Below are 25507 nucleotides of genomic sequence, written 5' to 3'. Positions count from 1 at the left end.
GTGTGAGGGGAAGCGTGCAATGCCCGTTTCTTTGGCAGGTCTGATGAAAGTGTGGAGCAATAGTACCAAAGGCGCCCCGCCGTCGCACCGGCTGTTGCGCCGAGGTCGGATTGTGACGATTGTGAGCCAGGGCGCACGACGGCGGGCGGTTAATCCTACATGGCATCCGTCTAGCTCTGACAGCCTCCGTCCCTAATTGTTCAATGCGTGCGGCATGGGCGCTGAAACTCCGCGTGGGTGGCCTCCGGCAACGCTCTGCCAGTTTTTTCCGGTTCGGGTAGCATGGCCGCCTTGGCGCGTGTCGCCGCAGGCATTGTCCGTTCAGATGAACCGATGCCTTGCGCATCGGCATCCGGAATATTCACGCGGACTGCGCCGTTAACCTCTCTTAGCTTGCGTTGACCTGTCATGGCACTCAATCCTTCATTCAGTAGCCGGGAATCGTATTCGCCGACTGCCATTGCCCTGCATTGGCTGATCGCGCTGCTGATCGTATGCGGCTTCGCGCTCGGCTGGGTGATGACCGATATCCCGGGCTTCACGCCCACCAAGCTGAAGTATTTTTCGTGGCACAAGTGGATCGGTGTGACGGTATTCGCGCTCGCCGTCCTGCGCATTCTGTGGCGCGCCACGCACGCGGCGCCCGTGATGCCCCGCCGCATGCCGGTCTGGCAGCGTGGCGCGGCGCATCTCGTACATGTGTTGCTGTACGTGCTGATGATCGCGATTCCCGCTTCGGGCTACCTCTATAGTTCGGCGGCCAACGTGCCGGTGGTGTACCTCGGGCTGATTCCGCTGCCGCGCCTGATCGCGCCGGACCCGCACCTCAAGGAACTGCTGAAGAACGTACATATCACGCTGAATTACACCCTGCTCGTGCTCGTCGCGCTGCACGTCGCGGCCGCGCTCAAGCATCAATGGCTGGATCGCGACGGCCTGCTTTCGCGCATGCTCCCTTTCCTCAAATAAGGACAACCATGAAGGTTTCGTTTTATCGCTACATGCTCGCCGCCTTTGCCGCGGCCTCGTTGACCGTGGCCGGCAGCGCCATGGCGCAAGTCGACGTCGCGAAGAGTTCGGTGACGGCCACGTCGAAACAGATGAATGTGCCGGTGGAAGGCAAATTCGGTAAATTCACCGCGCAGGTCAAGTTCGATCCGGCAAAACCGGCCGACGGCAGTGCGCAGTTCAGCATCGACGTGGCCAGCTACGATCTCGGCGACGAAAGCTACAACGACCAGGTGCGCGGCAAGGACTGGTTCGACGCGAAGACGTATCCGAGTGCCACTTTTGTCTCGAGCGCGATTGCGCCGGCCGGCGGCAACCAGTTCAAGGTGACCGGCAAGCTGACCATCAAGGGCAAGTCGCAGACCGTGGTGGTGCCGGTTACGGTATCCCAGCAGGGCGCGGTGCAAACCTTCGACGGTTCACTCCCGATCAAGCGCTCGCAGTTCGATATCGGCACCGGCGAATGGAAAGACACCTCGGTGGTCGCCGACGAAGTGGTCATCAAGTTTCATATCGTTGCAGCACATAAGTGACGTTCGCCGCGCCGCTCGGGCGGGGCAGCTTTTTTCTGGAACCTAGGAGCACGAATTGAAAACATCCATGTTGATCGCCATCGGCGCGCTCGCTTCTTCTTTCTCGCTGGGCGCGTTCGCGGCGGCCGATACCTATCAGCTCGACCCGACCCACACGTATCCGAGCTTCGAGGCGGATCACTTCGGCGGTCTTTCGGTGTGGCGCGGCAAGTTCGCCAAGAGCTCCGGCACGGTCACGCTCGACCGTTCGGCTAAAACCGGTACCGTCGACGTGACGGTCGATCCCGCTTCGATCGACACCGGCAACAGCAAGCTCGACGAGCATCTGAAGACGGATGCGCTGTTCGATGTCGCCAAATATCCTTCGGTGACGTACAAGGGCACCGAGATCAAGTTCGACGGCGACAAGCCGGTCGAAGTGATCGGCAATCTGACGATGCACGGTGTCACCAAGCCGCTGAATCTGAAGATCGAGTCGTTCAAGTGCATGCCGCATCCGGTGCTCAAGCGTGAAGTGTGCGGCGTGGAAGCGAGCGCCCATTTCAACCGCGCTGACTACGGCATGGATTTCGGCGCCAAGTACGGCTTCAATATGGATACCAAGCTGCATATTCAGGCCGAAGGCATCAAGCAATAAATGCTTAACGCGTCTGCCGCGTGCGGGTATTGAATCGCACGACCGTTGCGTCGCAACAAAAAAACCGCTTCGTTCGCTTTGGCGACGAAGCGGTTTTTTATTGGCCGCCTGAGACGCCGGAAGCCTTATGCAGCGGCATAGCGCAATTTCGCACTCGCGCCGTATTAATTTTTCGGGTACATAGAGCGCAGGCACCGCACTGGTTGTGCGCGCATCCAGTCGGGCATTCAGGGCGTCACGCCCACATGAATAATATTCCGCGCGAATTGGAGATCTGCATGAACGCAACGACAGCAGCAAGCCTCACGGGGAGCCGGCAAAGTTCGTGGCGCGCGGTGGTCGCGGCCTCGATCGGCAACGCGCTGGAATGGTTCGATCTGGTGGTGTACGGTTTTTTCGCGGTGGTCATCGCAAAGCTGTTTTTCCCGGCCGGTAACGACACGGTCTCGCTGCTTCTCACGCTCGGCACCTTCGGCGTGTCGTTCTTCATGCGGCCGCTCGGCGCGATCGTGATCGGCGCCTACGCCGACCGCGCCGGCCGCAAGGCGGCGCTCACACTCTCGATCCTGCTGATGATGGCCGGCACGTTAATCATCGCGGTCCTGCCGACCTATCAGAGCATCGGCCTCGCCGCACCGGTGATTCTTGTATTGGCCCGTCTGATGCAAGGCTTTTCGGCGGGCGGCGAGTTCGGCAGCGCCACCGCCTTTCTCGCGGAACACGTGCCGGGGCGGCGCGGCTTTTTCGCGAGCTGGCAGGTGGCGAGTCAGGGGCTCACCACGCTGCTTGCCGCCGGCTTCGGTGTACTGCTCACCGGCAAGCTCTCGCCTGAGCAGATGGCCTCGTGGGGTTGGCGCGTGCCGTTCTTCTTTGGCCTCCTCATCGGACCGGTCGCCTGGTACATCCGCACGAAGCTCGATGAGACACCCGAATTCCTCGCCGCCGAAACGACCACGACGCCGCTGCGCGATACCTTCACCAGCCAGAAATTGCGCCTGCTGATCGCGATCGGCGTGGTGGTGCTCGGCACGGTATCGACGTATCTGGTGCTGTTCATGCCGACCTTCGGCGTGAAGCAATTGGGACTGGCGCCTTCGGTCGCGTTCGCGGCGATCGCACTGACCGGCGTGATCCAGATGGTGTTCTCGCCGCTGGTCGGCCATCTGTCCGACCGGCACGGGCGCACCACGATCATGCTGATCTCGGCGTTGCTGCTGCTCGTGCTGATCAACCCGGCCTTCGCGTACCTGGTCGCGCATCCGACTTTCGGCACCTTGATCGCCATGCAGATCGTGTTCGGATTTCTGATGACGGGTTATTTCGCGGCGCTGCCGGGTCTGCTCTCGGAGATGTTTCCGGTGCAAACGCGTACGACCGGCATGTCGCTGGCTTATAACATTGCCGTGACGATTTTCGGCGGCTTCGGGCCGTTCATCATTGCGTGGCTGATCAGCGCGACGGGTTCGAAGACCGCGCCGAGTTACTACCTGATTTTCGCCGCGGTGGTGAGCCTCGTCGCGCTGATGGCGGCGCGGCGCAAGCTCGGGTTCCGCTGAGGTGGACGCTTGCAGTTGCCTCCGCGGATGGGCGCGGCGCGGCGGTGAAGCAGGGCGACGGTAAGGCAGGGCGGCGGTAAACGCAAAAGGCCGGTTCATCATGAACCGGCCTTTTGCATTCCGAGGTCTGACGCTAAAACAGGATCAGACTTGCGCGCCCGCGTTCGGATCGTCCGCGTCGCTGCGTTCCTTCTTGTCCTTGATCAGGTCTTCGCGCTTCACGCCAAACCACATGGCGAGCGCCGCGGCCACGAACACCGACGAGTAGATACCGAACAGAATACCGACCGTCAGCGCGAGAGCGAAGTAGTGCAGCGTCGGGCCGCCGAACAGGAACATCGAGAGCACCATCATCTGCGTACAGCCGTGGGTGATGATGGTTCGCGACATCGTGCTGGTGATCGCGTGGTTGATCACTTCGATCACGCTCAGCTTGCGTTCGCGGCGGAAGGTCTCACGAATCCGGTCGAAGATAACAACCGATTCGTTCACCGAGTAGCCGAGCACCGCGAGCACCGCAGCCAGCACGGAGAGTGAGAACTCCCACTGGAAGAACGCGAAGAAGCCGAGAATGATCACCACGTCGTGCAAGTTCGCGATCACGCCGGCCACCGCGTACTTCCATTCGAAGCGGAACGACAGGTAGATCACGATGCCGACCACCACGCAAGCCAGCGCGAGCAGGCCGTCGGTGGCGAGTTCCTTGCCGACCTGCGGGCCGACGAACTCGACACGCTGCAGTTGCACCTGCGGCGTTTCGGCCTTCAGTGCGGTCATCACCTGATCGCTCTGTTGCGCGGACGTATAGCCCTGCTTGAGCGGCAGACGGATCAGCACGTCGCGCGAGGTGCCGAAGTTCTGCACCTGAGCGTCGGCATAACCGAGCTTGCCTAGCGTGCCGCGCACCGGTTCGAGCGGCGCGGCGCCGGGATACTGCACTTCGATCACCGTACCGCCGGTGAACTCCACCGACAGATGCAGCCCGCGATGCAGCAGGAAGAACACAGCAGCAAGGAACGTCAGCAGCGAGATCGCGTTGAAAATCAACGCACGCTGCATGAACGGAATGTCTTTGCGGAAACGGAAAAATTCCATGGTCTTGTTCTCCGGGACTCAGCGGGATGAACCCGGTTTCTGCGGCGTATTCGACGTATTCGACGTATTCGACGTAGTCGACGAACCCGGCGCGTTGCGGCGGCGTACGGTCGGCTTGCCGGCGCGAGCCTGCGCGACCGCAGCTCTCGCCTTCGACGGCTTGGCGGCGACCGCGGCGACGGCTTGCGCCGTGTCGGTCGCGGCGTCTTCGCTACCGAGGTAAGCCGCCGAGCCCGCGGGCGCCGTATCCGGACGCCACACCTGACCGATGGCCAGCGACTTCAGCTTCTTCTTGCCGCCGTACCAGAGGTTGACGATGCCGCGCGAGAAGAACACGGCCGAGAACATCGACGTGAGAATGCCGATACAGTGCACGATCGCAAACCCGCGCACCGGGCCCGAGCCGAACGCGAGCAACGCGATACCGGCAATCAGCGTGGTGACGTTCGAGTCGAGAATCGTTGCCCAGGCGTGCGCGTAGCCGTTCTGGATCGCCAGTTGCGGCGGCGCGCCGTTGCGCAGTTCTTCACGCACCCGTTCGTTGATCAGCACGTTCGCGTCGATCGCCATACCGAGCGCGAGCGCGATAGCGGCGATACCCGGCAGGGTGAGCGTGGCCTGCAGCATGGACAGCACGGCGATCAGCAGCAGCAGGTTGACCGACAGGCCGATCATGGAGATCACGCCGAACAGCATGTAGTACGCGATCATGAAGACGGCGATCGCCGCGAAGCCCCACACCACCGAGTGGAAGCCCTTCTTGATGTTGTCCGCGCCGAGGCTCGGGCCGATCGTGCGTTCTTCGATGATGTCCATCGGCGCGGCCAGCGAACCGGCGCGCAGCAGCAGCGCGAGGTCGGCGGCGCCTTGCGGCGTGGCCTGGCCGGTGATCTGGAAGCGGTCGCCCAGTTCCGACTGGATGGTCGCCACCGTCAGCACTTCGCCCTTGCCCTTTTCGAACAGCACCATCGCCATCGGCTTGCCGATGTTGTCGCGCGACACACTGCGCACCGCGCGGCCGCCGGCCGAATCCAGGCGGATATTGACCGACGGGCGCTGGTGCTCGTCGAAGCCCGCCGAGGCGTCGATAATCCGGTCGCCCGTGAAGATGATCTGCTTCTTCAGCAGCACCGGCGTCTGGTTGCCTTGCGTGAACAGTTCGTCGCCCGGCGGCACCGGATCGGACGGGTTCGGATGCGTGTTGACCGGATCGGCGAGGCGCGCTTCGAGCGTTGCCGTACGGCCGATGATGTCCTTTGCCTTCGCCGTGTCCTGCACGCCCGGCAGTTCGACCACGATGCGGTCGGAGCCTTGCTGCTGGATCACCGGCTCGGCCACGCCGAGTTCGTTCACGCGGTTATGCAGCGTGGTGATGTTCTGCTTGAGCGCGGCGTCCTGCACGGCTTTCTGCACCGTCGGCGTGAACGTGCCGACGAGTTGTACGCTGCCGTCCGGGCTCGCTTGCGAGGCCCACTGGAGTTCGCTGATGCTGCGGCTCAGTTGCTTCGATGCGTTGTCTGCGGTCGCCTGGTCGGCGAAATTGATCACCACCGTCTGGTTGACGCGGTTCACGCCGCCGTCGCGGATATTGTTGTCACGCAGCAGCGTGCGCGCGTCCGAAGCGTCCGAGTCGAGCTTCTTGTTGAGCGCGCCGGCCATGTCGACCTGCAGCAGGAAGTGGACGCCGCCGCGCAGATCGAGACCGAGGTACATCGGCAGCGCGTGCAGCGCGGTCAGCCAGCGCGGCGACGCGCTTTGCAGATTCAGCGCCACGATGAACTGCGGGTCGGTCGGGTCGCTGTTCAGCGACTTCTGCAGCAGGTCCTTCACGCGCAGTTGCGTGTCGGTGTCCGGCAGACGCACGCGGATGTTCGCGTTGGTCGACGCGTTGTCGAACGTGACGTCGTCCGGCTTGATCTGATTCGCGGCGAGCGCGGCTTCGACAGCCGACAGCGTGGTCGAGTCGAGCTTGACCGTTGCCTTGCCGCTCGACACCTGCACCGCCGGCGCTTCGCCGAACAGGTTGGGCAGCGTGTACACGAGGCCGATGACCAGAGCCACCAGCATCACGGCGTATTTCCAGAGGGGGTAACGATTCATGAGTGGTCCAACGGGAAGGTTGGCTTGGAAGCGATGCGTCCGGCGATGAGCGCGGGCGATTCAGCGTTGGATTGCATGGATCGCCGGCGAGGCCGCGCCGGACGCGAGAGAGCAGGCCTTACAGCGACTTGATCGTGCCCTTCGGGAGAATCGTCGTGACCGACGCTTTTTGCACGGTGATTTCCGTGCCTTCCGAGATCTCGACGCCGACGTAAGCTTCACCCACCTTGGTCACCTTGCCGACGATGCCGCCATTCGTCACCACTTCATCGCCCTTGGCCATGGCGGCGAGCATGTTGCGATGTTCCTTCTGGCGCTTCATTTGCGGGCGAATCATGATGAAGTACAGCACGCCGAACATCAGGATCAGCGGCAGGAAGCTCATCAGATTCGACTCAACGCCACCTGCTGCGGTGCCTTGGGCGAAGGCATTGGAAATGAACGACACGTTGGTCTCTCCGTTATAAGTCAAAACGATCAAAAAAATCAGCCGGTTATTCTACCACCGGCCTGACGCGCGTCGGCGCGGCGAATCGGCTTTGGGATCAACCGTTTAAAGGCTGGTTTGCCGTTTTTAGCGCCGTTAGCGAAAGTCGATTGTAAGGTTTTCCCGGCGAGGCCGACGGATTCTTCCGCTGAATCCGCGGTCCCCGCGCCGTCACGGCGCCTCGGCGGTGCCGCGCGCGCGGTTCTCGTGAAAGCGTTTGCGGAAGGGCTCGAACATTTTCGCGTCGATCGAATCGCGAATTTCCTGCATCAGTTCGAGGTAGTAGTGCAGGTTGTGGATCGTGTTCAACTGCGCACCGAGGATTTCCCCTACACGATGCAGATGGTGCAGGTAGCCGCGAGTGAAATTTCGGCAGGTGTAGCAGCCGCATTGCTCGTCGAGCGGGCGCAGCGAATTCTTGTGCGTGGCGTTGCGGATCTTGATGTCGCCAAACCGCGTGAAAAGCCAGCCGTTGCGCGCGTTGCGGGTCGGCATCACGCAGTCGAACATGTCGACGCCGGCGGCGACGCCCGCCACCAGGTCTTCCGGCGTGCCGACGCCCATCAGATAGTGCGGCTTGTTGGCCGGCAGCTTCGGGCCGATATGGTTCAACACGCGCATCATGTCTTCTTTCGGTTCGCCGACCGACAGCCCGCCGATCGCCAGACCGTGGAAATCCTTCTCCGCGAGCCCTGCCAGCGACTCGTCGCGCAGGTCTTCGAACATGCCGCCCTGAACGATGCCGAACAGAGCGTTCGGATTGCCCAGCCGGTTGAATTCGTCGATGGAGCGCTGCGCCCAGCGCATCGACATGCGCATGGAATCGGCCGCTTCCTTGTGCGAAGTCGGCACGTTATTGGTCGCGTACGGCGTGCATTCGTCGAACTGCATGACGATGTCCGAATTCAGCACTTTCTGGATCTGCATCGACACTTCGGGCGACAGGAACAGCTTGTCACCGTTGATCGGCGACGCGAATGTGACGCCGTCTTCGGTGATCTTGCGCAGATCGCCGAGCGAAAACACCTGGAAGCCGCCCGAATCGGTCAGGATCGGCTTTTTCCAGCCCATGAAGCCGTGCAGGCCGCCGTGCGCCTCGATGGTTTCAAGGCCTGGGCGCAGCCACAGATGGAAAGTGTTGCCGAGAATGATCTGCGCGTGCATTTCCTCCAGCTCGCGCGGCTGCACCGCCTTCACGGTCCCGTACGTGCCCACCGGCATGAAGATCGGCGTTTCCACCACCCCGTGATTCAGCGTGACGCGGCCGCGGCGGGCCTGGCCGTCGGTGCCGAGCAGTTCGAATTTGAGGCCGTTTTCGGGGCGAACGTGATCGCCGAGATAAGCGCCGTGGTCGGCGCGCGTGCTAACGGGGTGACCGTCGGTCATGAAATAACTCCTGTGCTACCGGAAAACAGTCCGGCGCAAATAATGAATGCCGCCGGAAGGGTTCTCGGCGGCTCCTGGAACTGCGAATTTTAAACGGCTGGTCTTGGGCTCAAACGTCGCGCCGGGTGAGCAGCATCGCGTCGCCATAGCTGAAGAAGCGGTAACGCTGCTCGATCGCATGGCGGTAAGCCTCGCGAATGGTTTCAACGCCGGCGAAGGCCGACACCAGCATCAGCAGCGTCGACTTGGGCAAGTGGAAATTGGTCACCAGCCGGTCGACCACGCGAAATTTATAGCCCGGCGTGATGAAGATGTCGGTTTCCGTGCTGGCGGCGGCAAGCGGCCGGCCCGCGGCTTCGGCGTCGCGCGCGGCGGCTTCGAGCGCGCGCATCGAGGTCGTGCCCACCGCGATCACGCGGTTGCCGCGCGCGCGCGTCGCCGCGATTTTGTCGGCGAGCGCTTGCGGCAGGTGATACCACTCGCTGTGCATCTTGTGCTCGGCGAGGTTTTCCACCCGCACCGGCTGGAACGTGCCCGCGCCGACGTGCAGCGTCAGCGTCGCGCGCTGCACGCCCGCGGCGTCGAGGCGCGCGAGCAGCGCCTCGTCGAAATGCAGGCCCGCCGTGGGCGCGGCGACTGCGCCGGGATTCTGCGCGAACACCGTTTGGTAGCGGGTTTCGTCGGTCGAGTCGGGATCGTGCTCGATGTACGGCGGCAGCGGCAAGCGCCCGAACTGCTCGATCAAGGTCAGGCAGTCGTCCGGAAAATGCAGCGTGTAAAACGGCTCGACGCGTTCGCCGATCGTGACGTCGAAGGCATCCGCCAGCCGGATCGTGGTGCCGGGCTGCGGGCTCTTGCTCGCGCGAATCTGCGCGAGCGCCGTGCGCTCGCCGGTGAGGCGTTCCACCAGCACCTCGATCTTGCCGCCACTGGCCTTCTGGCCGAGGAACCGCGCCTTCAGGACTTTGGTATCGTTAAAGACCAGCAGATCGCCGGGCGCGATGCACTCGGGCAACTCGGCAAAGCGGCGGTCGATCAGGCGCGCCGCGCCGGTGGCGTCGGCCGGGTTGTTCACCTCGAGCAGACGGCTGGCGCTGCGCTCGGGCAGCGCCACTTGTGCGATCAGCTCGGGAGGCAGATCGAAATCGAAATCGGAAAGCGTCAACATGCGAACGACTGGAAGCGAATTGAGACTGAATTGAGCCGAAGCCGGAGCCGGGCGGCTATGATTGCGGGACGCCGGAGCGGCCCGCGAGAGCGCGCGCCGTATGGCGGCGAACCCTTTGACAGCCGATATTGTACTTGCGAAGCAGCCCATGCCTTTGTCCGACCGCCGATTGCCCTCCGTTACCGATGAAGTGAGCGCCGAACCCAGGCGCCGCGTCTCGCGGGGCAAGGCGGTGGCGGCGGGGAGCGATGCGGGCCAGGGTGTTGGCGCGGATGCCGAGTCGAGCGTTGAAAAAGCTGCGCAACAACGCGACGAATCGGATGGCAAGATCATTGACGAAATTGGCGGGCAACGCGTAGGCAAGCTCGCTGACGCATCTGGCGGCGCGCACGCCGACAGCGTTGCCGAGCTGTCCGCCGGCAAACTTGCCGACAAATCCGCCGGCATATTCGGCGACAAACCTGCCGGCAAGTCCGGACCCAAGGCCGCTGCGAAATCTTCCGCCAAGCCCTCCGCCAAGCCCGCCGAAAAAACCGCCGACAAGCTCGCCAAGCTCGGCCTCACGCGCGACATCGACCTGGTGCTGCATCTGCCCATGCGTTACGAGGACGAGACCTCGCTGACGCCGATCGGGCATCTGCTGCCGGGCGGCATTGCGCAGACCGAAGGCGTGGTGTTCGACAACGAGATTGCCTATCGTCCGCGCCGTCAGTTGCTGGTGAAGCTGCATGACGACGCCGGCGACGAACTCGTGCTGCGCTTCCTGAACTTCTACGGCTCGCAGGTCAAGCAGATGGCGATCGGCGCGCGGCTGCGGGTGCGCGGCGACGTGCGCGGCGGTTTCTTCGGCATGGAGATGGTGCATCCGGCGGTGCGCGTGGTCGACGAAGACACGCCGCTGCCGCAGGCGTTGACGCCGGTGTATCCGAGCACGGCGGGCGTGACGCAGGCGTATCTGCGCAAATCGATCGATAACGCGCTGTCGCGTACGTCATTGCCGGAGTTGTTGCCTGAGGCCGTTGCGCGCACGTGGTTGCAGCCGCTCGGCGTGCCGTCGCTGATGGAGGCTGTGCGCACGCTGCATCATCCGGGTGTGCAGTCCGATGAGACGGCGTTGATCGATGGCACGCATCCGGCCTGGGTGCGCATCAAGTTCGAAGAACTGCTCGCGCAGCAGATGTCGCTCAAGCGCGCACACGAAGAGCGCCGCACGCGCGCGGCGCCGGCCATGCCGCGTCGCAAGCTGGGTGACGAATCCGCGCTGGTCGCGCGCTTGCTGAAGGCGTTGCCGTTTTCGCTGACGGCGGCGCAGGAGCGTGTGGGCGGCGAGATCGCGCTCGACCTGACTCAGCCGCATCCGATGCAGCGGCTATTGCAGGGCGACGTCGGCAGCGGCAAGACAATCGTCGCCGCGCTGGCCGCGGCGCAGGCCATCGACGCCGGCTATCAGGCCGCGCTCATGGCGCCGACCGAAATTCTTGCCGAACAGCATGCGCGCAAATTACGTGGCTGGCTGGAGCCGCTTGGCGTGAGCGTCGCGTGGCTGGCCGGCAGTCTGAAGACCAAAGAAAAGCGCGCCGCGATCGAAGCCGCCGCGCTCGGCACGGCGCAACTCGTGATCGGCACGCACGCGATCATTCAGGACGCGGTCGAATTCGCGCGGCTTGGGCTCGTGATCGTCGACGAACAGCACCGTTTCGGCGTGGCGCAGCGGCTTGCGTTGCGCGCCAAGGCGCAGAACGCCGCCGACGGCGCGCGTGACTTCCAGCCGCATCAACTGATGATGTCGGCGACGCCGATTCCGCGCACGCTCGCCATGACGTATTACGCCGACCTCGACGTGTCGACCATCGACGAATTACCGCCCGGGCGCACGCCGATCCTGACCAAGCTCGTGTCCGACGCGCGGCGCGAGGAGGTGATCGGGCGCGTGCGCGAGGCTGCGTTGACGGGGCGTCAGGTGTATTGGGTGTGTCCGCTGATCGAGGAAAGCGAGACCTTGCAGTTGCAGACCGCGGTCGAGACTTATGAAACGCTGGTGGCCGCGTTGCCCGAGCTGAAGGTTGGCCTCGTGCATGGGCGACTTGCGCCGGCTGAGAAAGCGGCGGTGATGGATGCGTTTACTCGCAACGAGGTGCAGTTGCTGGTGGCCACGACGGTGATCGAAGTGGGCGTGGACGTGCCGAATGCGTCGTTGATGGTGATCGAGCATGCCGAGCGGTTTGGGCTTGCGCAGTTGCATCAGTTGCGTGGGCGGGTGGGGCGTGGGAGTGCGGCTTCGGTTTGTGTGCTGCTTTATACGGGGCCTTTGTCGATGACTGCGCGCGCGCGGCTTCAGACTATGCGCGAGACGACCGATGGGTTTGAGATCGCCAGACGGGATCTGGAGATTCGCGGGCCGGGGGAGTTTTTGGGGGCGCGGCAGTCAGGTGCGGCGATGCTCAGGTTTGCGGATCTTGAGAATGATCAGTGGCTCATTGAGCCTGCGCGGGAGGCGGCGGCTGATTTGCTGGAGAAGTATCCCGAGGTGGTGGTGCAGCATCTGGCCAGGTGGCTGGGGGCTCGGGAGCAGTATTTGAAGGCGTGAGGTTGGTGGTTTTTTTTTGCCTGCGCTGCGCGTTTGTGGCCCGCTTTGGGGTTTGTTGGCCTTTCCTTGCTTTCTTAGTGGTCTATTGGCGTTGCCCCTGTGCGGGGCGGCACCTACTTTCTTTGCCGCGGCAAAGAAAGTAGGCAAAGAAAGCCGCTTTGAACCGCCAGCTCATAAGCGGGTCCCCCGCACAGCCACGGTAGTGGTGCATCTGGAATCCGTGCCCTCGCACATTTGGCTTTCGTGACACGGCCGTCATTCTTCCGGCGGCGCTGCGCGCGCCGTGGCGGTCGTTCATCTGGCGGTGATGCGTTTGTTCGCGGGCGTTTGCCCGTTAGGCGCTGTCGTGGCATACCGCCGCACCTCGCCCCACTCGCCACGCTTGTCGGCACTTCGTCGACGCGAAGCGGAGGACCGCAAACACAATCAAACCACTTGTTTTACCGCGCACCGTTCTGGCGAGCGCGCAGCGCGAGGCAGGAAGTATGACGGCCTTGTCACAAGCGCCGAATGTGCGAGAACACGGATTCCAGATGGACCACTACCGTGGCTGCGCGGGGGACCCGCTTAAGAGTTGGCGGTTCAAAGCGGCTTTCTTTGCCTACTTTCTTTGCCGCGGCAAAGAAAGTAGGTGCCGCCCCGCACAGGGGCAACGCCAATAGACCACTAAGAAAGCAAGGAAAGACCAAAGACCAAAGACCAAAGACCCATAACCCAACCCCCAAAAGCCCCCCACACAACCCCAGGAGGTTGGCGAACCGACCCTATAGGTGTATAACTAGAACCTATCAAACTCATCGCACTGATTGGTCCCCCAATGACGCTCACCGAATTGAAATACATCGTCGCGGTTGCCCGCGAGCGGCACTTCGGCCGGGCCGCCGAAGCGTGTTTCGTCAGCCAGCCGACCCTGTCGGTCGCCATCAAAAAGCTCGAAGACGAGCTCAACGTCCAGATCTTCGAGCGCGGCACCAGCGAAGTGAGCGTCACGCCGATCGGCGAACAGATCGTCACGCAAGCTCAACGTGTCCTCGAGCAGACGCTCGCCATCAAGGAAATCGCCAAACAGGGCAAAGATCCGCTGATCGGGCCGCTGCGCCTCGGCGTCATCTACACGATCGGGCCGTACCTCTTGCCCACGCTCGTCAAGCAGATGATCAAGCGCGTCCCGCAAATGCCCTTGATGCTGCAGGAAAATTACACGCTCAAGCTGATCGAACTGCTCAAACAGGGCGAAATCGACGTCGCCATCATGGCCCTGCCTTTTCCGGAAACCGGCCTGATGCTGCGCCCGCTGTACGACGAACCGTTCGTGGTCGCGCTGCCGTCCGGTCACGCCTGGGAAAACCGCCCGAAAATCGACGCCGACGATCTGAAGCAGGAAACCATGCTGCTGCTCGGCAGCGGCCACTGCTTCCGTGACCACGTACTGGGCGTTTGCCCGGAACTGATGCGCTTTTCGCAAAACGCGGACGGTATTCAGAAGACCTTCGAAGGGTCGTCGCTGGAAACCATTCGCCATATGGTGGCGAGCGGCGTCGGCATTACCGTGCTGCCGCGCATGTCGGTGCACGAAGTCAAGCCGCACGCCGGCGGTATCGACGCCGGCCTGCTCAGCTACGTCGCCTTCGACGAACCCGTGCCGGATCGCCGCGTCGTGCTGGCCTGGCGCAAAAGCTTCACGCGCATGCCCGCCATCGACGCGATTTGCGATGCCATCAGCGCCTGCGATCTGCCAGGCGTCAAAAAGCTCGACTTGCCGGTCGCCGTCAACTAACGGTCACACCCGCTTCCAGGCCGGTTCGCCGCGCATCTGCGGCAGCCGGCCCGGCGCCCGTCATGGGTGTCGATAGCTGCAGCGCCTATCGAATAGATAAAATTAATCAAACACGATGATTCGATAGTATTGGTATAGTTTCCTCCATGGATCGCCCGATCCCACAAGACTTGGAGGAAATCATGACGCAACTGAACCCGCAGCCCGCTCAAGCCCTCGCCGCACAATCGGTCGCCGCGTCCGGTGGCTTTGTCGCGTCGATGCTCAGCATGCGCACCGTCGCGTTGTCCCTGCTGGTCGATCGGGCCTTGTCCGCATGACGCATCACGCACAACGCATGAGCCTCTGACATCAGTGCGCCGCGCGCCTCTCCCCCCATTCTGTTTCGATAAAAGCCATTCAGGAGTCACGCATGTCCGAACGTAAGCTCACCAATGCCGCCGGGGCACCCGTCGCCGACAACCAGAATTCGATGACCGCCGGCGCGCGCGGCCCGGTTGTCCTGCAAGACGTCTGGCTGCTGGAAAAACTCGCCCACTTCGATCGCGAAGTGATTCCGGAGCGCCGTGTCCACGCCAAAGGTTCGGGCGCTTTCGGCACACTGAAGGTCACGCACGATATCTCGCGTTTCACGAAGGCGAAGGTGTTCGCGCAGGTCGGCAAGGAAACGCCGCTTTTCATGCGCTTTTCGACGGTTGCGGGCGAGCGTGGCGCGGCCGACGCCGAACGCGACGTGCGCGGTTTCTCGATCAAGTTCTACACGGAAGAAGGCAATTGGGACGTGGTCGGTAACAACACCCCGGTGTTCTTTATCCGCGATCCGTTGAAGTTTCCTGACTTCATCCACACGCAAAAGCGCGACCCTTACACGAACATGCGCAGCAATGTGGCCGCGTGGGATTTCTGGTCGCGTCATCCGGAGTCGCTCCATCAGGTCACGATCCTCATGAGCGATCGCGGCATTCCGCAGAACTACCGTCAGATGCACGGCTTCGGCTCGCATACGTACTCGTTCATCAACGCGGCCAACGAGCGTTTCTGGGTGAAGTTCCATTTCAAGTCGATGCAAGGCATCGAGAACTTTACCGACGCCGAGGCCGCACAAGTGGTCGCGCAAGACCGCGAAAGCGCGCAAAGCGATCTGCTGACGAATATCGAGCAGGGCAACTTCCCGAAATGGCGCTTCGCCATTCAGGTGATGCCGGAAGCCGAAGCCGCAACGTACCGCTTCAATCCGTTCGACATCACGAAAGTGTGGTCGCAGAAGGACTATCCGTTGATCGACGTCGGCACGATCGAGTTGAATCGCAACGCGGCCAACTATTTCGCGGACGTAGAGCAGGCGGCGTTCACGCCGGCCAACGTGGTGCCTGGGATCGGCTTCTCGCCGGATCGTCTGTTGCAGGGTCGTCTGTTCTCGTATGGCGACACGCAGCGCTATCGCCTCGGTGTGAACCACCATCAGATTCCGGTGAACGCATCGCGCGTGCCGAGCCCGCATTCGTTCCATCGCGACGGCGCGATGCGCGCGGACGGCAATCTCGGCGGCAATGTGAATTACGAGCCGAACCGGTTCGGCGACTTCGCGCAGGACGCCAACGCGTCCGAACCGCCGCTCGCGGCGGGCGCCGTGGATCGTTACGATCATCGTCTCGACGACGATTACTACACGCAACCCGCCATGCTGTTCGCGCTCTTCGATACGGCTCAGCGCGAGCGTCTGTTCGGCAACATCGCGCGCCATATCAACGGTGTGCCGCAGGAGATCGTCGCAAGGCAGATAGAACATTTCCGCCGCATCGACCCCGCTTACGCACAAGGCGTGATCGCGGCGCTGGCCGACCTCGCGGAAGGCAACAACAAGTAAGCAGCCACGCAGCAGTTCGAGTGATGCAGCAAAGCGGGACGCATCTGCGTCCCGCCGGTATCGATACGAACCGAAGGAGCACGATGATGATGGCCACATTGGGCGGCACGCGAGCCGCGCGCGGCGCGCAACAGCAGTACGCGTTGATGGCGCGTAAGGCCGTGGGTTTTGCGATCGTCACGAGCGGGTTCGCGGTGATCGCCGCGCAGGCGCTGCAACACGCGCTGGGCGGCTGATAGAAGGCGTGCCGTGGTTGCGGCAAGTGGCCACGCGTCATACGGGCGCAGCAGCTTTCTAAGCTAAACTGTCGGGCGTTCGTTATGTCGAGTTTGCTATCCGCAAACCGTCACTTGCCGACCGGTTCGTATCACTCTTTGAAGGAGTCATCATGGCCAAAAAAGAAGCCGCAGCAGCCGTACAGCACGTCAATATCGGGATCAGCGACAAGGATCGCAAGAAGATTGCAGAAGGGCTGTCGCGCCTGCTCGCCGACACCTACACGCTGTATCTGAAGACCCACAACTTCCACTGGAACGTGACGGGTCCGATGTTCAATACGCTGCACCTGATGTTCGAAACGCAATACAACGAGCTGGCGCTGGCGGTCGATTCGATCGCTGAACGGATTCGCGCGCTGGGCGTGCATGCGCCGGGCAGCTACAAGGAATTCGCCAAGCTGTCGTCCATTCCAGAAGCGGATGGCGTACCGGCTGCGGAAGAAATGATCCGCCAGCTGGTGGAAGGTCAGGAAGCCGTGGTGCGCACCGCACGCGCGATTTTCCCGTCGACGGAAGCCGCCAACGACGAGCCGACCGCCGACCTGCTGACGCAACGCATGCAAACGCACGAAAAGACCGCGTGGATGCTGCGCTCGATGCTGGCGTAAGCGGTGCGCGCAGCGGGCGTTTCGCCCGGGTTTCAACGCGGTGCTTCGGTTCGGCGCCGGCGCTGAAACGTGATGCAAAGCAAGGCAAACAAAGCCTCCCCGCGCGGGAGGCTTTGTTTTTTTGCGCCGCCGGCTTGTCGGACTTGCTCACGCGGCGGCGACCCGCCGTCCGCATCCCGTAAAATAGCCGCACTGTCTCGCACTTCACCGATTCCGCCCATGTTCGCCCGACTTCCCCTGTATCTGCGCCTCGTGCGCATGGACAAGCCGATCGGCAGCCTGCTGCTGCTGTGGCCGACGCTCAACGCGCTGTGGATCGCGTCGGACGGTCGTCCGTCATTGCCGCTATTGGTGATCTTCACGGTGGGCACGGTGCTGATGCGCTCGGCGGGTTGCGCGATCAACGACTACGCCGATCGCGATTTCGACCGTTACGTGAAGCGCACCGAAAATCGTCCGATCACGTCGGGCAAGATCAAGGCGTGGGAAGCGGTGGCGCTCGCCGCCGCTTTGTCGTTGCTGGCCTTTCTGCTGATCCTGCCGCTCAATACGCTGACCAAGGAACTCTCGGTGGCGGCGCTTTTCGTCGCCGGTTCGTATCCGTTCACCAAGCGGTTCTTCGCGATTCCGCAGGCTTATCTGGGCATCGCGTTCGGCTTCGGCATTCCCATGGCGTTCGCCGCGATTCAGAACCACGTGCCGATGCTCGCTTGGGTGATGCTGCTGGCCAATGTGTTCTGGTCGGTGGCGTACGACACCGAATACGCGATGGTCGACCGCGACGACGACATCAAGATCGGCATCCGCACGTCGGCGCTGACGTTCGGCCGCTTCGACGTGGCCGCGATCATGCTCTGCTACGCGGTGACGCTGGGGATCTACGTGGGTATCGGCCTGATGCTCGGTTTCGGCGTGCTGTACTGGCTGGGGTGGGCGGCGGCCGCGGGCTGCGCGATCTATCACTACACGCTGATTCGCCATCGCGAACGGATGGCGTGCTTCGCGGCGTTCCGGCATAACAACTGGCTCGGCGGCGCGCTGTTCGCCGGTATCGCCGCGCATTACGCGGCGGCGTGGGTTTGATTTTCCCCAAGCGCTTCGGGTTTCTTCGTCGCTAGCGCCGCGGCGGCTTGAATCGAACCGCTGCGGCGTCCAGTTCCAATGCGCTGCTTACGCGCTTACTGCCGGCCGAGTTCGTCGCCCATTTCTCTCGCGCGGGCGTCGGCGGCGAGTGCGCCGCGCACGATCGCATCCTTGATGCCGCTCGCCTCGAACGACGCCAGCGCCGCCGCCGTGGTCCCGCCTTTGGATGTCACGCGTTCGCGCAGCAGGCTCGGCGGCTCGTCGGAATTCGCCGCCAGTTGCGCCGCGCCGGTGAAGGTCGCCACGGCCAGCGCGCGGCCTTGCGCTTCGTCCATGCCGAGTTGGCGCGCGGCTTCCTGCAACGCCTCGATGAAATAGAACACGTAGGCCGGCCCGCTGCCCGAGATTGCGGTGACGGCGTCGATCTTCGCTTCGTCGTCGAACCAGACCGTTTCGCCGACCGCGCCGAGCACTTGCGACGCGAGCGCGCGGCCCGCTTCGTCCACACCTGCGGTCGCCACGAGACCCGTCACGCCCATGCCGATCAGCGCCGGCGTATTCGGCATGACGCGCACGATACGGTTGTGGCCGTTCAGCCAGCGCGACATGTCGCCCATGCGAATGCCCGCGACGATGCTCACAGCCAGTTGCGACGCATTCAGATGCGGCGCCAAAGACTCCGCGACGCTCTTCAGGATTTGCGGCTTCACGGCCAGCACGACGGCGTCGTAGGCGGCGAGCGTGGCATCCGCCGCAGCGCCGGTCTTGATGCCGAATTGCTGCTCATTGCGCTTGCGTGCGTCTTCGTTGGGATCGATTGCGTAGAGGTCAGTGGGCGCGACGCCACGCTTGATGAGGCCGCCGATCAACGCGGCAGCCATGTTGCCCCCGCCGATAAAAGCAATTTTCATGATGTTCCGAAGGAAGTGCAGTGAAGAGCCCAGCAGCCGGAAGAGGCTCGTAAGGCTCAGTTAGAGCTCAGTTAGAGTAATCTCGCGCGCCGAAGATCGCGGTACCCACGCGCACGATCGTCGCGCCTTCCAGCACGGCGGCCTCGAGATCGCTCGACATGCCCATGGACAGTGTGTCGAGTTCGAGTCCGTCGTCGCGCAGACGCTCGAACAACTCACGCAACTGCCGATGCGGCACGCGTTGCTCGTCGATGCCGCCGGCCGGTTCGGGAATCGCCATCAGGCCGCGCAAATTCAGCTTCGGCAGGGCGGCGATCGCGTGCGCGACTTCCACCGCCTCGGGAATGCTCACGCCGCTCTTCGACACCTCGCCGCTGATGTTGACCTGCAGACACACGTTCAGCGGCGGCAGGTTGTCCGGGCGTTGCTCGGAGAGCCGCTGCGCGATCTTCAGCCGATCGACCGAGTGTACCCAGTCGAAGTGCTCGGCGACGGGGCGTGTCTTGTTCGATTGCAAGGGGCCGATGAAATGCCATTCGATCGTGGCGCGCAGATCGGCGAGCGCCTCGATCTTGGTGATGGCTTCCTGCACGTAGTTCTCGCCGAACGCGCGTTGGCCGGCTGCGTAGGCGGCGCGCACGTCTTCGGCGGGGAAAGTCTTCGAGACCGCGAGCAGATGGATCGAACGCGTATCGCGTCCGGCCACGTGCGCGGCCATGGCGATGCGCTGCCGCACCGCTTCGAGGTTGTGAATCAGATCGGGCATGACGGATCCGGAAGTCCAGCGAAAGTCGATTACCCGATTATACGGACAGCATGTGCTCGACCAGTTCGATCCAGTGCGCGACCGGCGTGGAGGTGCCGCTTTGCAGATGCGCAATGCAGCCCACATTCGCCGACACGATCACCTGCGGCTCCTGTGCTTGCAGCCGCTCGAGCTTCTGATCCCGCAACGCATACGAGAGCTTGGGCTGGGTCAGCGAATAGGTGCCGGCCGAGCCGCAGCACAGATGGCTGTCAGCGGGCAGGCGCACTTCGACACCCAGCGCGGTTAGCAGATGCTCGACCTTGCCGCGTATCTGCTGACCATGCTGCAACGTGCAGGGCGGATGAAACGCGACCGTATGAACCGAGCGGCGCCGCGTGACCGAGACCAGCGGTTCTTCGAACTCAGGCAGGATCTCCGCGATGTCGCGCGTCAATTCCACCACGCGGCGCGCTTTTTCCGCATACGCCGGATCGTGGCGCAACAGGTGCGCGTATTCCTTGACCGTCGCGCCGCACCCGGACGCATTCATCACGATCGCCTCCACGCCCTGTTCGACGTACGGCCACCATGCGTCGATGTTCGCGCGCAGGTCGTCGAGCGCGTCGTCGTTGTAGCCCAGATGCAGACGGATCGCGCCGCAGCAGCCGGCGTCCGGCGCGATCAGCGTCTCGACGCCGAGTGCGTCGAGCACGCGCGCGGTGGCGATGTTGACGTTCGGCATCATCGACGGTTGCACGCAGCCCGCCAGCAGCAGCATCTTGCGTGGATGTTTCGCGGTCGGCCATTCGAGTGGACGCTGGCGCGCCGGCACCTTGTCGCGCAGCTTCTTGGGCAGCAGCGCCCGGAAATGCTGACCGATGCGCATGGTCGGCGTGAACAGCGCGCTGTTCGGCACGAAGCTCGCGAGCAGCCGGCGCGTCAGGCGCTGACCGAGCGGCCGCGTGACTTTTTCTTCGGTGAGCTTGCGGCCGATTTCCACCAGCCGGCCATATTTCACGCCGGATGGGCAGGTCGTTTCGCAGTTGCGGCAGGTCAGGCAACGGTCCAGGTGAACCTGGGTGCTGCGCGTGACCGGCGCGCCTTCCACCATTTGCTTGATCAGGTAGATCCGTCCACGTGGACCGTCGAGTTCGTCGCCCAATATCTGATACGTCGGACAGGTGGCCGTGCAGAAACCGCAGTGCACGCAATTGCGCAGAATGCCTTCGGCTTCGTCGCCGTCCGGCGTGTTGCGAATGAAGTCCGCGAGGTTGGTTTGCATCGCGTCGCTCAGAAGTCGGGGTAGAGACGGCCGCGATTGAAGATGCGGGCCGGGTCGAAAGCGGTTTTCAGGCCGCGATGGATTTTCATCATCGGCGCGGGAAGAGGCGTGAATACGCCCGCGCCGCGGTCGTAGCCGTGGCCGGTGCGGAAGATCGTGGCATGGCCGCCGGCCTGCTTGGCGCTGATGCGCACGGTTTGCGCGTCCGTATCCGTAATCCACCAGCGCTGGGCGCCGCCCCATTCCATGAGCTGCGCGCCGGGCAGTTGCAGCGGCTCCGTAATGGACGGCAACGCGAGGCGCCAGAGCGCGGCTTTCGGCGGAATGGCGGCGAAGAACGAGTCGGTCTGTTCGCGCAGTCCTGCCCAGAAGCGTTCGGCTTCGACCGCGTCGACGACTTCGCCGCCCAGCGATGTGCGCGCCGACTTGACCGCCGCCTCGGCGCCCGCGAGGCGCACGGCCAGCGTGCCATGACGCCAGGCACTCGCGGTAATCGGCAGCGGCCGGCCGCCCCATTCGTTGAGCTTGCGGACCGCGTCGGTGCCGTTCATGTCGAATTTGAGCGTGGCTTCGGCCTGCGGCAACGGCAGCACCTTGATCGACAGTTCGAGGATCAGCCCGAGGGTGCCGAGCGAGCCTGCCATCAGGCGCGAGACGTCGTAGCCGGCGACATTCTTCACCACCTGGCCGCCAAAATGCAGCTTTTGACCCTGGCCGTTCATGATCACGGCGCCGAGCACGAAGTCGCGCGCGGCGCCGGCCGCGGGTCGACGCGGACCCGCGATTCCTGCCGCGATGCAGCCGCCGAAGGTGGCCTGTGACCCGAAGTGCGGCGGTTCGAAAGCGAGCATCTGATGGTGCTCGGCGAGCGTGGCCTCGATCTCCAGCAGGGGCGTGCCCGCGCGCGCGGTGATGACCAGCTCTGCCGGGTCGTACGCGATGATGCCGCGATAAGCGCGCGTGTCGAGGATGTCACCTTCCAGCGTCTGACCGTACCAGTCTTTGGTGCCGCCGCCACGGATGCGCAACGCGTGCCCTTCGGCGCTGGCCGAACGCACACGTTCCGACCACCCGGCGACGATGTCGTCCTCTTCCATGGTGTCCTGCTTCGTTGTGTTTCGGTTGATTGTACCGGGCGGGGGCGCTCTGGCAACCAGGAGCGGACCCGCATCGGGTAATCAGGGTGAAAGCAGGCAAAGCGGCGCGCGCGCGGGCTATGCGCGATGCGTCGGCGGGCGGGGTAATGCTAGAAACGCGGCAAGTCCGGATGCGGCAGCAAACCACCGCGCACGTGCATCTTGCCGTACTCAGCGCAGCGCGCTCGGGTGGGAATGCCTTTGTCGGGGTTGAGGAGGCCGGGTGCGTCGAAAGCGCGTTTTACCGCGTGGAACGCGTCGCGCTCCTCGGGCGAGAACTGCACGCACATGGAATTGATCTTCTCGATGCCGACGCCGTGCTCACCGGTCACCGTGCCGCCCAGTTCCACGCACGCTTCGAGGATGTCGCAACCGAATGCTTCGGCCCGGTGCCACTCGTCCTGATCGTTGCCGTTGAACAGGATCAGCGGATGCATGTTGCCGTCGCCCGCATGGAAGACGTTGATGCAGCGCAGGTTGTAAGTCTTCTCCATGGCCTCGATGCGCGTCAGCAGCGGACCGATACTGCGGCGCGGCACGGTGCCGTCCATGCAGTAGTAGTCGGGCGAAATGCGCCCGGCTGCCGGGAACGCGTTTTTGCGCCCCGACCAGAAGCGCAGACGTTCGTTCTCCGAGCGGGAAATCTGAATGCGCGTCGCGCCGTGTTCGCGCAGGACCGCGGTCATGCGGACGATTTCGTCGGCGACTTCTTCGGGTGTGCCGTCCGATTCGCACAGCAGGATCGCCGCCGCGTCGAGATCGTAGCCCGCGTTGACGAATTCCTCGACGGCGCGGGTGGCCGGCTTGTCCATCATTTCCAGACCCGCCGGGATGATGCCCGCCGCGATGATGCCGGCCACCGCGTCGCCGCCTTTCACCACGTCGTCGAAACTCGCCATGATGACCTGTGCGGTTTGCGGCTTGGGGATCAGCTTGACGGTGACTTCGGTGACGATCGCAAACATGCCTTCGCTGCCGATCAGCACGGCCAGCAAATCCAGACCGGGCGCATCGGGCGCGAGCGAGCCGAATTCGACGATTTCGCCCTCCATGGTGACGGCGCGCACGCGCAGCACGTTGTGCACCGTCAGACCGTATTTGAGGCAGTGAACGCCGCCGGAATTCTCCGAGACGTTGCCACCGATCGTGCAGGCAATCTGCGACGACGGGTCCGGCGCGTAATACAAGCCGTAAGGCGCGGCGGCCTCGGAGATGGACAGATTGCGCACGCCGGGCTGGACCGTGGCGGTTCGCGCGTACGAGTCGACTTCCACGATCTTACGGAAACGCGCGAGTGAGACCACCACGCCGTGACGGATCGGCATGGCGCCGCCGGACAGGCCGGTACCCGCACCGCGCGGCACGATCGGCACGTCGAGACGGTGGCAGATCTGCACGATGCGCTGCACCTGCGATTCCGTTTCCGGCAACGCGACCGCGAGTGGTAGACGCCTGTAGGCCGCGAGACCGTCGCACTCGTAGGCGACGGTGTCTTCTTCGCGATACAGCAAACAATGGGTCGGCAATACGGCCATCAGCGCCTGCACGACTTCGCGCTGGCGCTGGGCGAGTACTTCGGCCGTCAGTTCAGCGGGTGCGTTCATGTGACTTGTCTCCTCGTGCCTTTCAAGTCCCACGCGGCTGCTTGTCTTATGCAGCCGCGCCTGCAGACGCCTCAAGCTGCCCAGGTGAAGATCTTTCCCGGGTTCATCAGATTGTGCGGATCGAGCGCATGCTTGATGGAGCGCATGGTGTCGACCGCGACTTCACCGTGTTCTTCGAGCAGGAAGCCCATCTTGTGCAAGCCGACGCCATGCTCGCCCGTGCAGGTGCCGTCCATGCGCAGCGCGCGTTGCACAATGCGATGGTTCAGGCGCTCGGCTTCGACCAGTTCTTCCGGCTTGTTCGGATCGATCAGGATCGCGACGTGGAAGTTGCCGTCGCCGACATGGCCGACGATCGGGCAGGGCAGCGGCGAGTCCTTCAGGTCCTGTTCCGTTTCCTCCACGCATTCCGCGAGGCGCGAGATCGGCACGCAGACGTCGGTCGTGACCGCACGGCAACCGGGCTTCAGTTGCAGCATGGCGAAATAGGCGTTGTGGCGCGCGTTCCACAGGCGGCTACGGTCTTCCGGTCGCGTGGCCCATTCGAAACCTTCGCCGGCATTTTGCGCGGCGATGTCCTGGACCAGTTCGGCCTGCTCTTTCACGCCGGCCTCGGTGCCATGGAATTCGAAGAATAATGTGGGCGCTTCACGCAGCGTGAGATTCGAGTGGCGGTTGATCGAGCGGATAGCGAGCGAGTCGACGAATTCGACGCGCGCGATCGGCACGCCGATCTGGATCGTTTCGATGACCGCGCGGACCGCGTCGCCCATTGACGGGAACGCGCACACCGCGGCGGACACCGCTTCCGGTTGCGGATACAGGCGGACTGTAATTTCCGTAATCACGCCGAGCGTGCCTTCCGAGCCGACGAACAGGCGCGTGAGGTCGTAACCCGCGGACGACTTGCGGGCGCGGGTGCCGGTTTTGATCACGCGGCCATCGGCCAGAACCACGGTCAGCCCGAGCACGTTCTCGCGCATCGTGCCGTAGCGTACGGCGTTAGTGCCCGACGCGCGCGTGGCCGACATACCGCCGATGCTCGCGTCCGCGCCCGGGTCGATCGGGAAGAACAGGCCCGTATCGCGCAATGCCTCGTTCAACTGCTTGCGCGAGATGCCGGGCTCGACGGTAACCGTCAGGTCTTCGGCGTTGATCGACAACACCCGGTTCATTTCAGACAGATCGATCGATACGCCGCCCTGTACCGCGAGCAAATGCCCTTCCAGCGAAGAGCCGTTACCGTAAGGGATGATCGGGACGTTGTACTGGCCGCACAGTTTGACGACGTTTTGCACGTCTTCGGTGGTGCGGGCGAACACGACGGCGTCAGGCAGTTGGGGATCGAACGGCGACTCGTCGCGGCCGTGATGCGCGCGCACGGCTTCGGATACGGACACGCGGTCGGCGAACGCGGCTTTGAGCGCGCTCAGCAGCTCGGCGGGAAACGGCCGGCGCAGCGGGGCCGGCGGCACGGGATGATTCACGCATGTCTCCTGATAGGTGGGGCAATGCTGGTTTGCAGCATCTGTTTCATTTTACGCCGATCGCCCACGGGCCGGCGTTGGAGCAGGCGGGCGCTTCTATAATGGCGGCGACTTCACGATGCGCGCAATATGGATAAACGCGGTGCCCGATGAGCCGCGTTGGGATACA

The 25507-nt window shown here is 63.3% G+C and carries 23 protein-coding genes; 11 read left to right on the top strand and 12 right to left on the bottom strand.

Going from position 1 to position 25507, the window contains the following annotated elements:
- Positions 1 to 200: 200 nt before the first annotated feature.
- Positions 201 to 410, bottom strand: coding sequence for a hypothetical protein (locus tag P0D71_RS14840; protein ID WP_408187554.1), 210 nt, complete (start codon positions 408 to 410; stop codon positions 201 to 203).
- Here P0D71_RS14840 and P0D71_RS14835 point away from each other — a divergent pair.
- From P0D71_RS14835 to P0D71_RS14820, 4 genes are all read left to right on the top strand, one after another.
- Positions 409 to 969: a cytochrome b gene (locus P0D71_RS14835; RefSeq protein ID WP_091796699.1), complete on the top strand. Its 561-nt coding sequence runs from the start codon at positions 409 to 411 to the stop codon at positions 967 to 969. The genes P0D71_RS14840 and P0D71_RS14835 overlap by 2 nt on opposite strands.
- 8 nt (positions 970 to 977) lie before the next feature.
- The gene (locus P0D71_RS14830) at positions 978 to 1541 is read left to right on the top strand and encodes a YceI family protein (RefSeq protein ID WP_091796698.1); all 564 of its coding nucleotides are present in this window, start codon (positions 978 to 980) and stop codon (positions 1539 to 1541) included.
- Between the two features lie 67 nt (positions 1542 to 1608).
- Positions 1609 to 2178: a YceI family protein gene (locus P0D71_RS14825; RefSeq protein ID WP_408350380.1), complete on the top strand. Its 570-nt coding sequence runs from the start codon at positions 1609 to 1611 to the stop codon at positions 2176 to 2178.
- A 278-nt stretch (positions 2179 to 2456) separates the two neighbouring features.
- Positions 2457 to 3734 (top strand): MFS transporter, encoded by a 1278-nt coding sequence (locus P0D71_RS14820; protein WP_408301084.1) that lies wholly within the window; start codon positions 2457 to 2459, stop codon positions 3732 to 3734.
- Between the two features lie 144 nt (positions 3735 to 3878).
- Here the strand turns inward: P0D71_RS14820 and secF are convergent, their stop codons facing one another.
- From secF to queA, 5 genes are all read right to left on the bottom strand, one after another.
- Entirely contained in the window at positions 3879 to 4829 is a 951-nt protein-coding gene (gene secF / locus P0D71_RS14815; protein WP_091796696.1) for a protein translocase subunit SecF, read from the bottom strand.
- Positions 4830 to 4847: 18 nt separating this feature from the next.
- Positions 4848 to 6929, bottom strand: coding sequence for a protein translocase subunit SecD (gene secD / locus P0D71_RS14810; protein ID WP_408480730.1), 2082 nt, complete (start codon positions 6927 to 6929; stop codon positions 4848 to 4850).
- Positions 6930 to 7047: 118 nt separating this feature from the next.
- On the bottom strand, positions 7048 to 7377 hold the full coding sequence (yajC, locus tag P0D71_RS14805) for a preprotein translocase subunit YajC (RefSeq protein ID WP_013587151.1): 330 nt from the start codon (positions 7375 to 7377) through the stop codon (positions 7048 to 7050).
- Between the two features lie 210 nt (positions 7378 to 7587).
- Positions 7588 to 8802: a tRNA guanosine(34) transglycosylase Tgt gene (tgt, locus tag P0D71_RS14800; RefSeq protein WP_408480728.1), complete on the bottom strand. Its 1215-nt coding sequence runs from the start codon at positions 8800 to 8802 to the stop codon at positions 7588 to 7590.
- A 109-nt stretch (positions 8803 to 8911) separates the two neighbouring features.
- Positions 8912 to 9970: a tRNA preQ1(34) S-adenosylmethionine ribosyltransferase-isomerase QueA gene (gene queA, locus P0D71_RS14795; RefSeq protein WP_408480726.1), complete on the bottom strand. Its 1059-nt coding sequence runs from the start codon at positions 9968 to 9970 to the stop codon at positions 8912 to 8914.
- Positions 9971 to 10118: 148 nt separating this feature from the next.
- Between queA and recG the strand changes: the two genes are divergently transcribed.
- The 7 genes from recG (at position 10119) to ubiA (ending at position 18170) form a co-directional block, all read left to right on the top strand.
- Positions 10119 to 12557, top strand: a complete 2439-nt coding sequence (gene recG / locus P0D71_RS14790; RefSeq protein ID WP_408480724.1) for an ATP-dependent DNA helicase RecG — start codon at positions 10119 to 10121, stop codon at positions 12555 to 12557.
- A gap of 817 nt (positions 12558 to 13374) precedes the next feature.
- Positions 13375 to 14334 (top strand): LysR substrate-binding domain-containing protein, encoded by a 960-nt coding sequence (locus tag P0D71_RS14785; protein ID WP_091796691.1) that lies wholly within the window; start codon positions 13375 to 13377, stop codon positions 14332 to 14334.
- Positions 14335 to 14516: 182 nt separating this feature from the next.
- Positions 14517 to 14654, top strand: a complete 138-nt coding sequence (locus tag P0D71_RS14780) for a hypothetical protein (protein WP_408186812.1) — start codon at positions 14517 to 14519, stop codon at positions 14652 to 14654.
- Between the two features lie 92 nt (positions 14655 to 14746).
- A complete protein-coding gene (locus P0D71_RS14775; RefSeq protein ID WP_091796690.1) occupies positions 14747 to 16201 on the top strand; it encodes a catalase in 1455 nt (484 codons plus the stop codon).
- A gap of 83 nt (positions 16202 to 16284) precedes the next feature.
- Positions 16285 to 16437, top strand: coding sequence for a hypothetical protein (locus tag P0D71_RS14770; protein WP_408480721.1), 153 nt, complete (start codon positions 16285 to 16287; stop codon positions 16435 to 16437).
- A gap of 152 nt (positions 16438 to 16589) precedes the next feature.
- Complete coding sequence (locus tag P0D71_RS14765; RefSeq protein WP_012431774.1) at positions 16590 to 17087, top strand: Dps family protein; 498 nt, start codon at positions 16590 to 16592, stop codon at positions 17085 to 17087.
- A gap of 219 nt (positions 17088 to 17306) precedes the next feature.
- Positions 17307 to 18170 (top strand): 4-hydroxybenzoate octaprenyltransferase, encoded by an 864-nt coding sequence (ubiA, locus tag P0D71_RS14760; protein WP_091796688.1) that lies wholly within the window; start codon positions 17307 to 17309, stop codon positions 18168 to 18170.
- Between the two features lie 95 nt (positions 18171 to 18265).
- On the opposite strand, the gene proC is transcribed toward ubiA, so the two are convergent.
- From proC to P0D71_RS14730, 6 genes are all read right to left on the bottom strand, one after another.
- A complete protein-coding gene (gene proC / locus P0D71_RS14755; protein ID WP_408480719.1) occupies positions 18266 to 19081 on the bottom strand; it encodes a pyrroline-5-carboxylate reductase in 816 nt (271 codons plus the stop codon).
- A 67-nt stretch (positions 19082 to 19148) separates the two neighbouring features.
- A complete protein-coding gene (locus P0D71_RS14750; protein WP_408480717.1) occupies positions 19149 to 19847 on the bottom strand; it encodes a YggS family pyridoxal phosphate-dependent enzyme in 699 nt (232 codons plus the stop codon).
- A gap of 37 nt (positions 19848 to 19884) precedes the next feature.
- Positions 19885 to 21111, bottom strand: coding sequence for a glycolate oxidase subunit GlcF (gene glcF, locus P0D71_RS14745; RefSeq protein ID WP_091796685.1), 1227 nt, complete (start codon positions 21109 to 21111; stop codon positions 19885 to 19887).
- 8 nt (positions 21112 to 21119) lie between these two features.
- Positions 21120 to 22208, bottom strand: a complete 1089-nt coding sequence (glcE, locus tag P0D71_RS14740; RefSeq protein WP_091796684.1) for a glycolate oxidase subunit GlcE — start codon at positions 22206 to 22208, stop codon at positions 21120 to 21122.
- A 149-nt stretch (positions 22209 to 22357) separates the two neighbouring features.
- On the bottom strand, positions 22358 to 23851 hold the full coding sequence (locus P0D71_RS14735) for an FAD-linked oxidase C-terminal domain-containing protein (protein WP_091796683.1): 1494 nt from the start codon (positions 23849 to 23851) through the stop codon (positions 22358 to 22360).
- Positions 23852 to 23922: 71 nt separating this feature from the next.
- The gene (locus tag P0D71_RS14730; RefSeq protein ID WP_408186807.1) at positions 23923 to 25338 is read right to left on the bottom strand and encodes an FAD-linked oxidase C-terminal domain-containing protein; all 1416 of its coding nucleotides are present in this window, start codon (positions 25336 to 25338) and stop codon (positions 23923 to 23925) included.
- Positions 25339 to 25507: the final 169 nt, after the last annotated feature.

The sequence above is a fragment of the Paraburkholderia sp. RL17-383-BIF-A genome, assembly GCF_046028015.1.
In the GTDB taxonomy this organism is placed as follows: domain Bacteria; phylum Pseudomonadota; class Gammaproteobacteria; order Burkholderiales; family Burkholderiaceae; genus Paraburkholderia.
The sequence above is the reverse complement of the archived record's forward strand: the minus strand, read 5'-3'. Positions and strand labels throughout refer to the sequence as shown.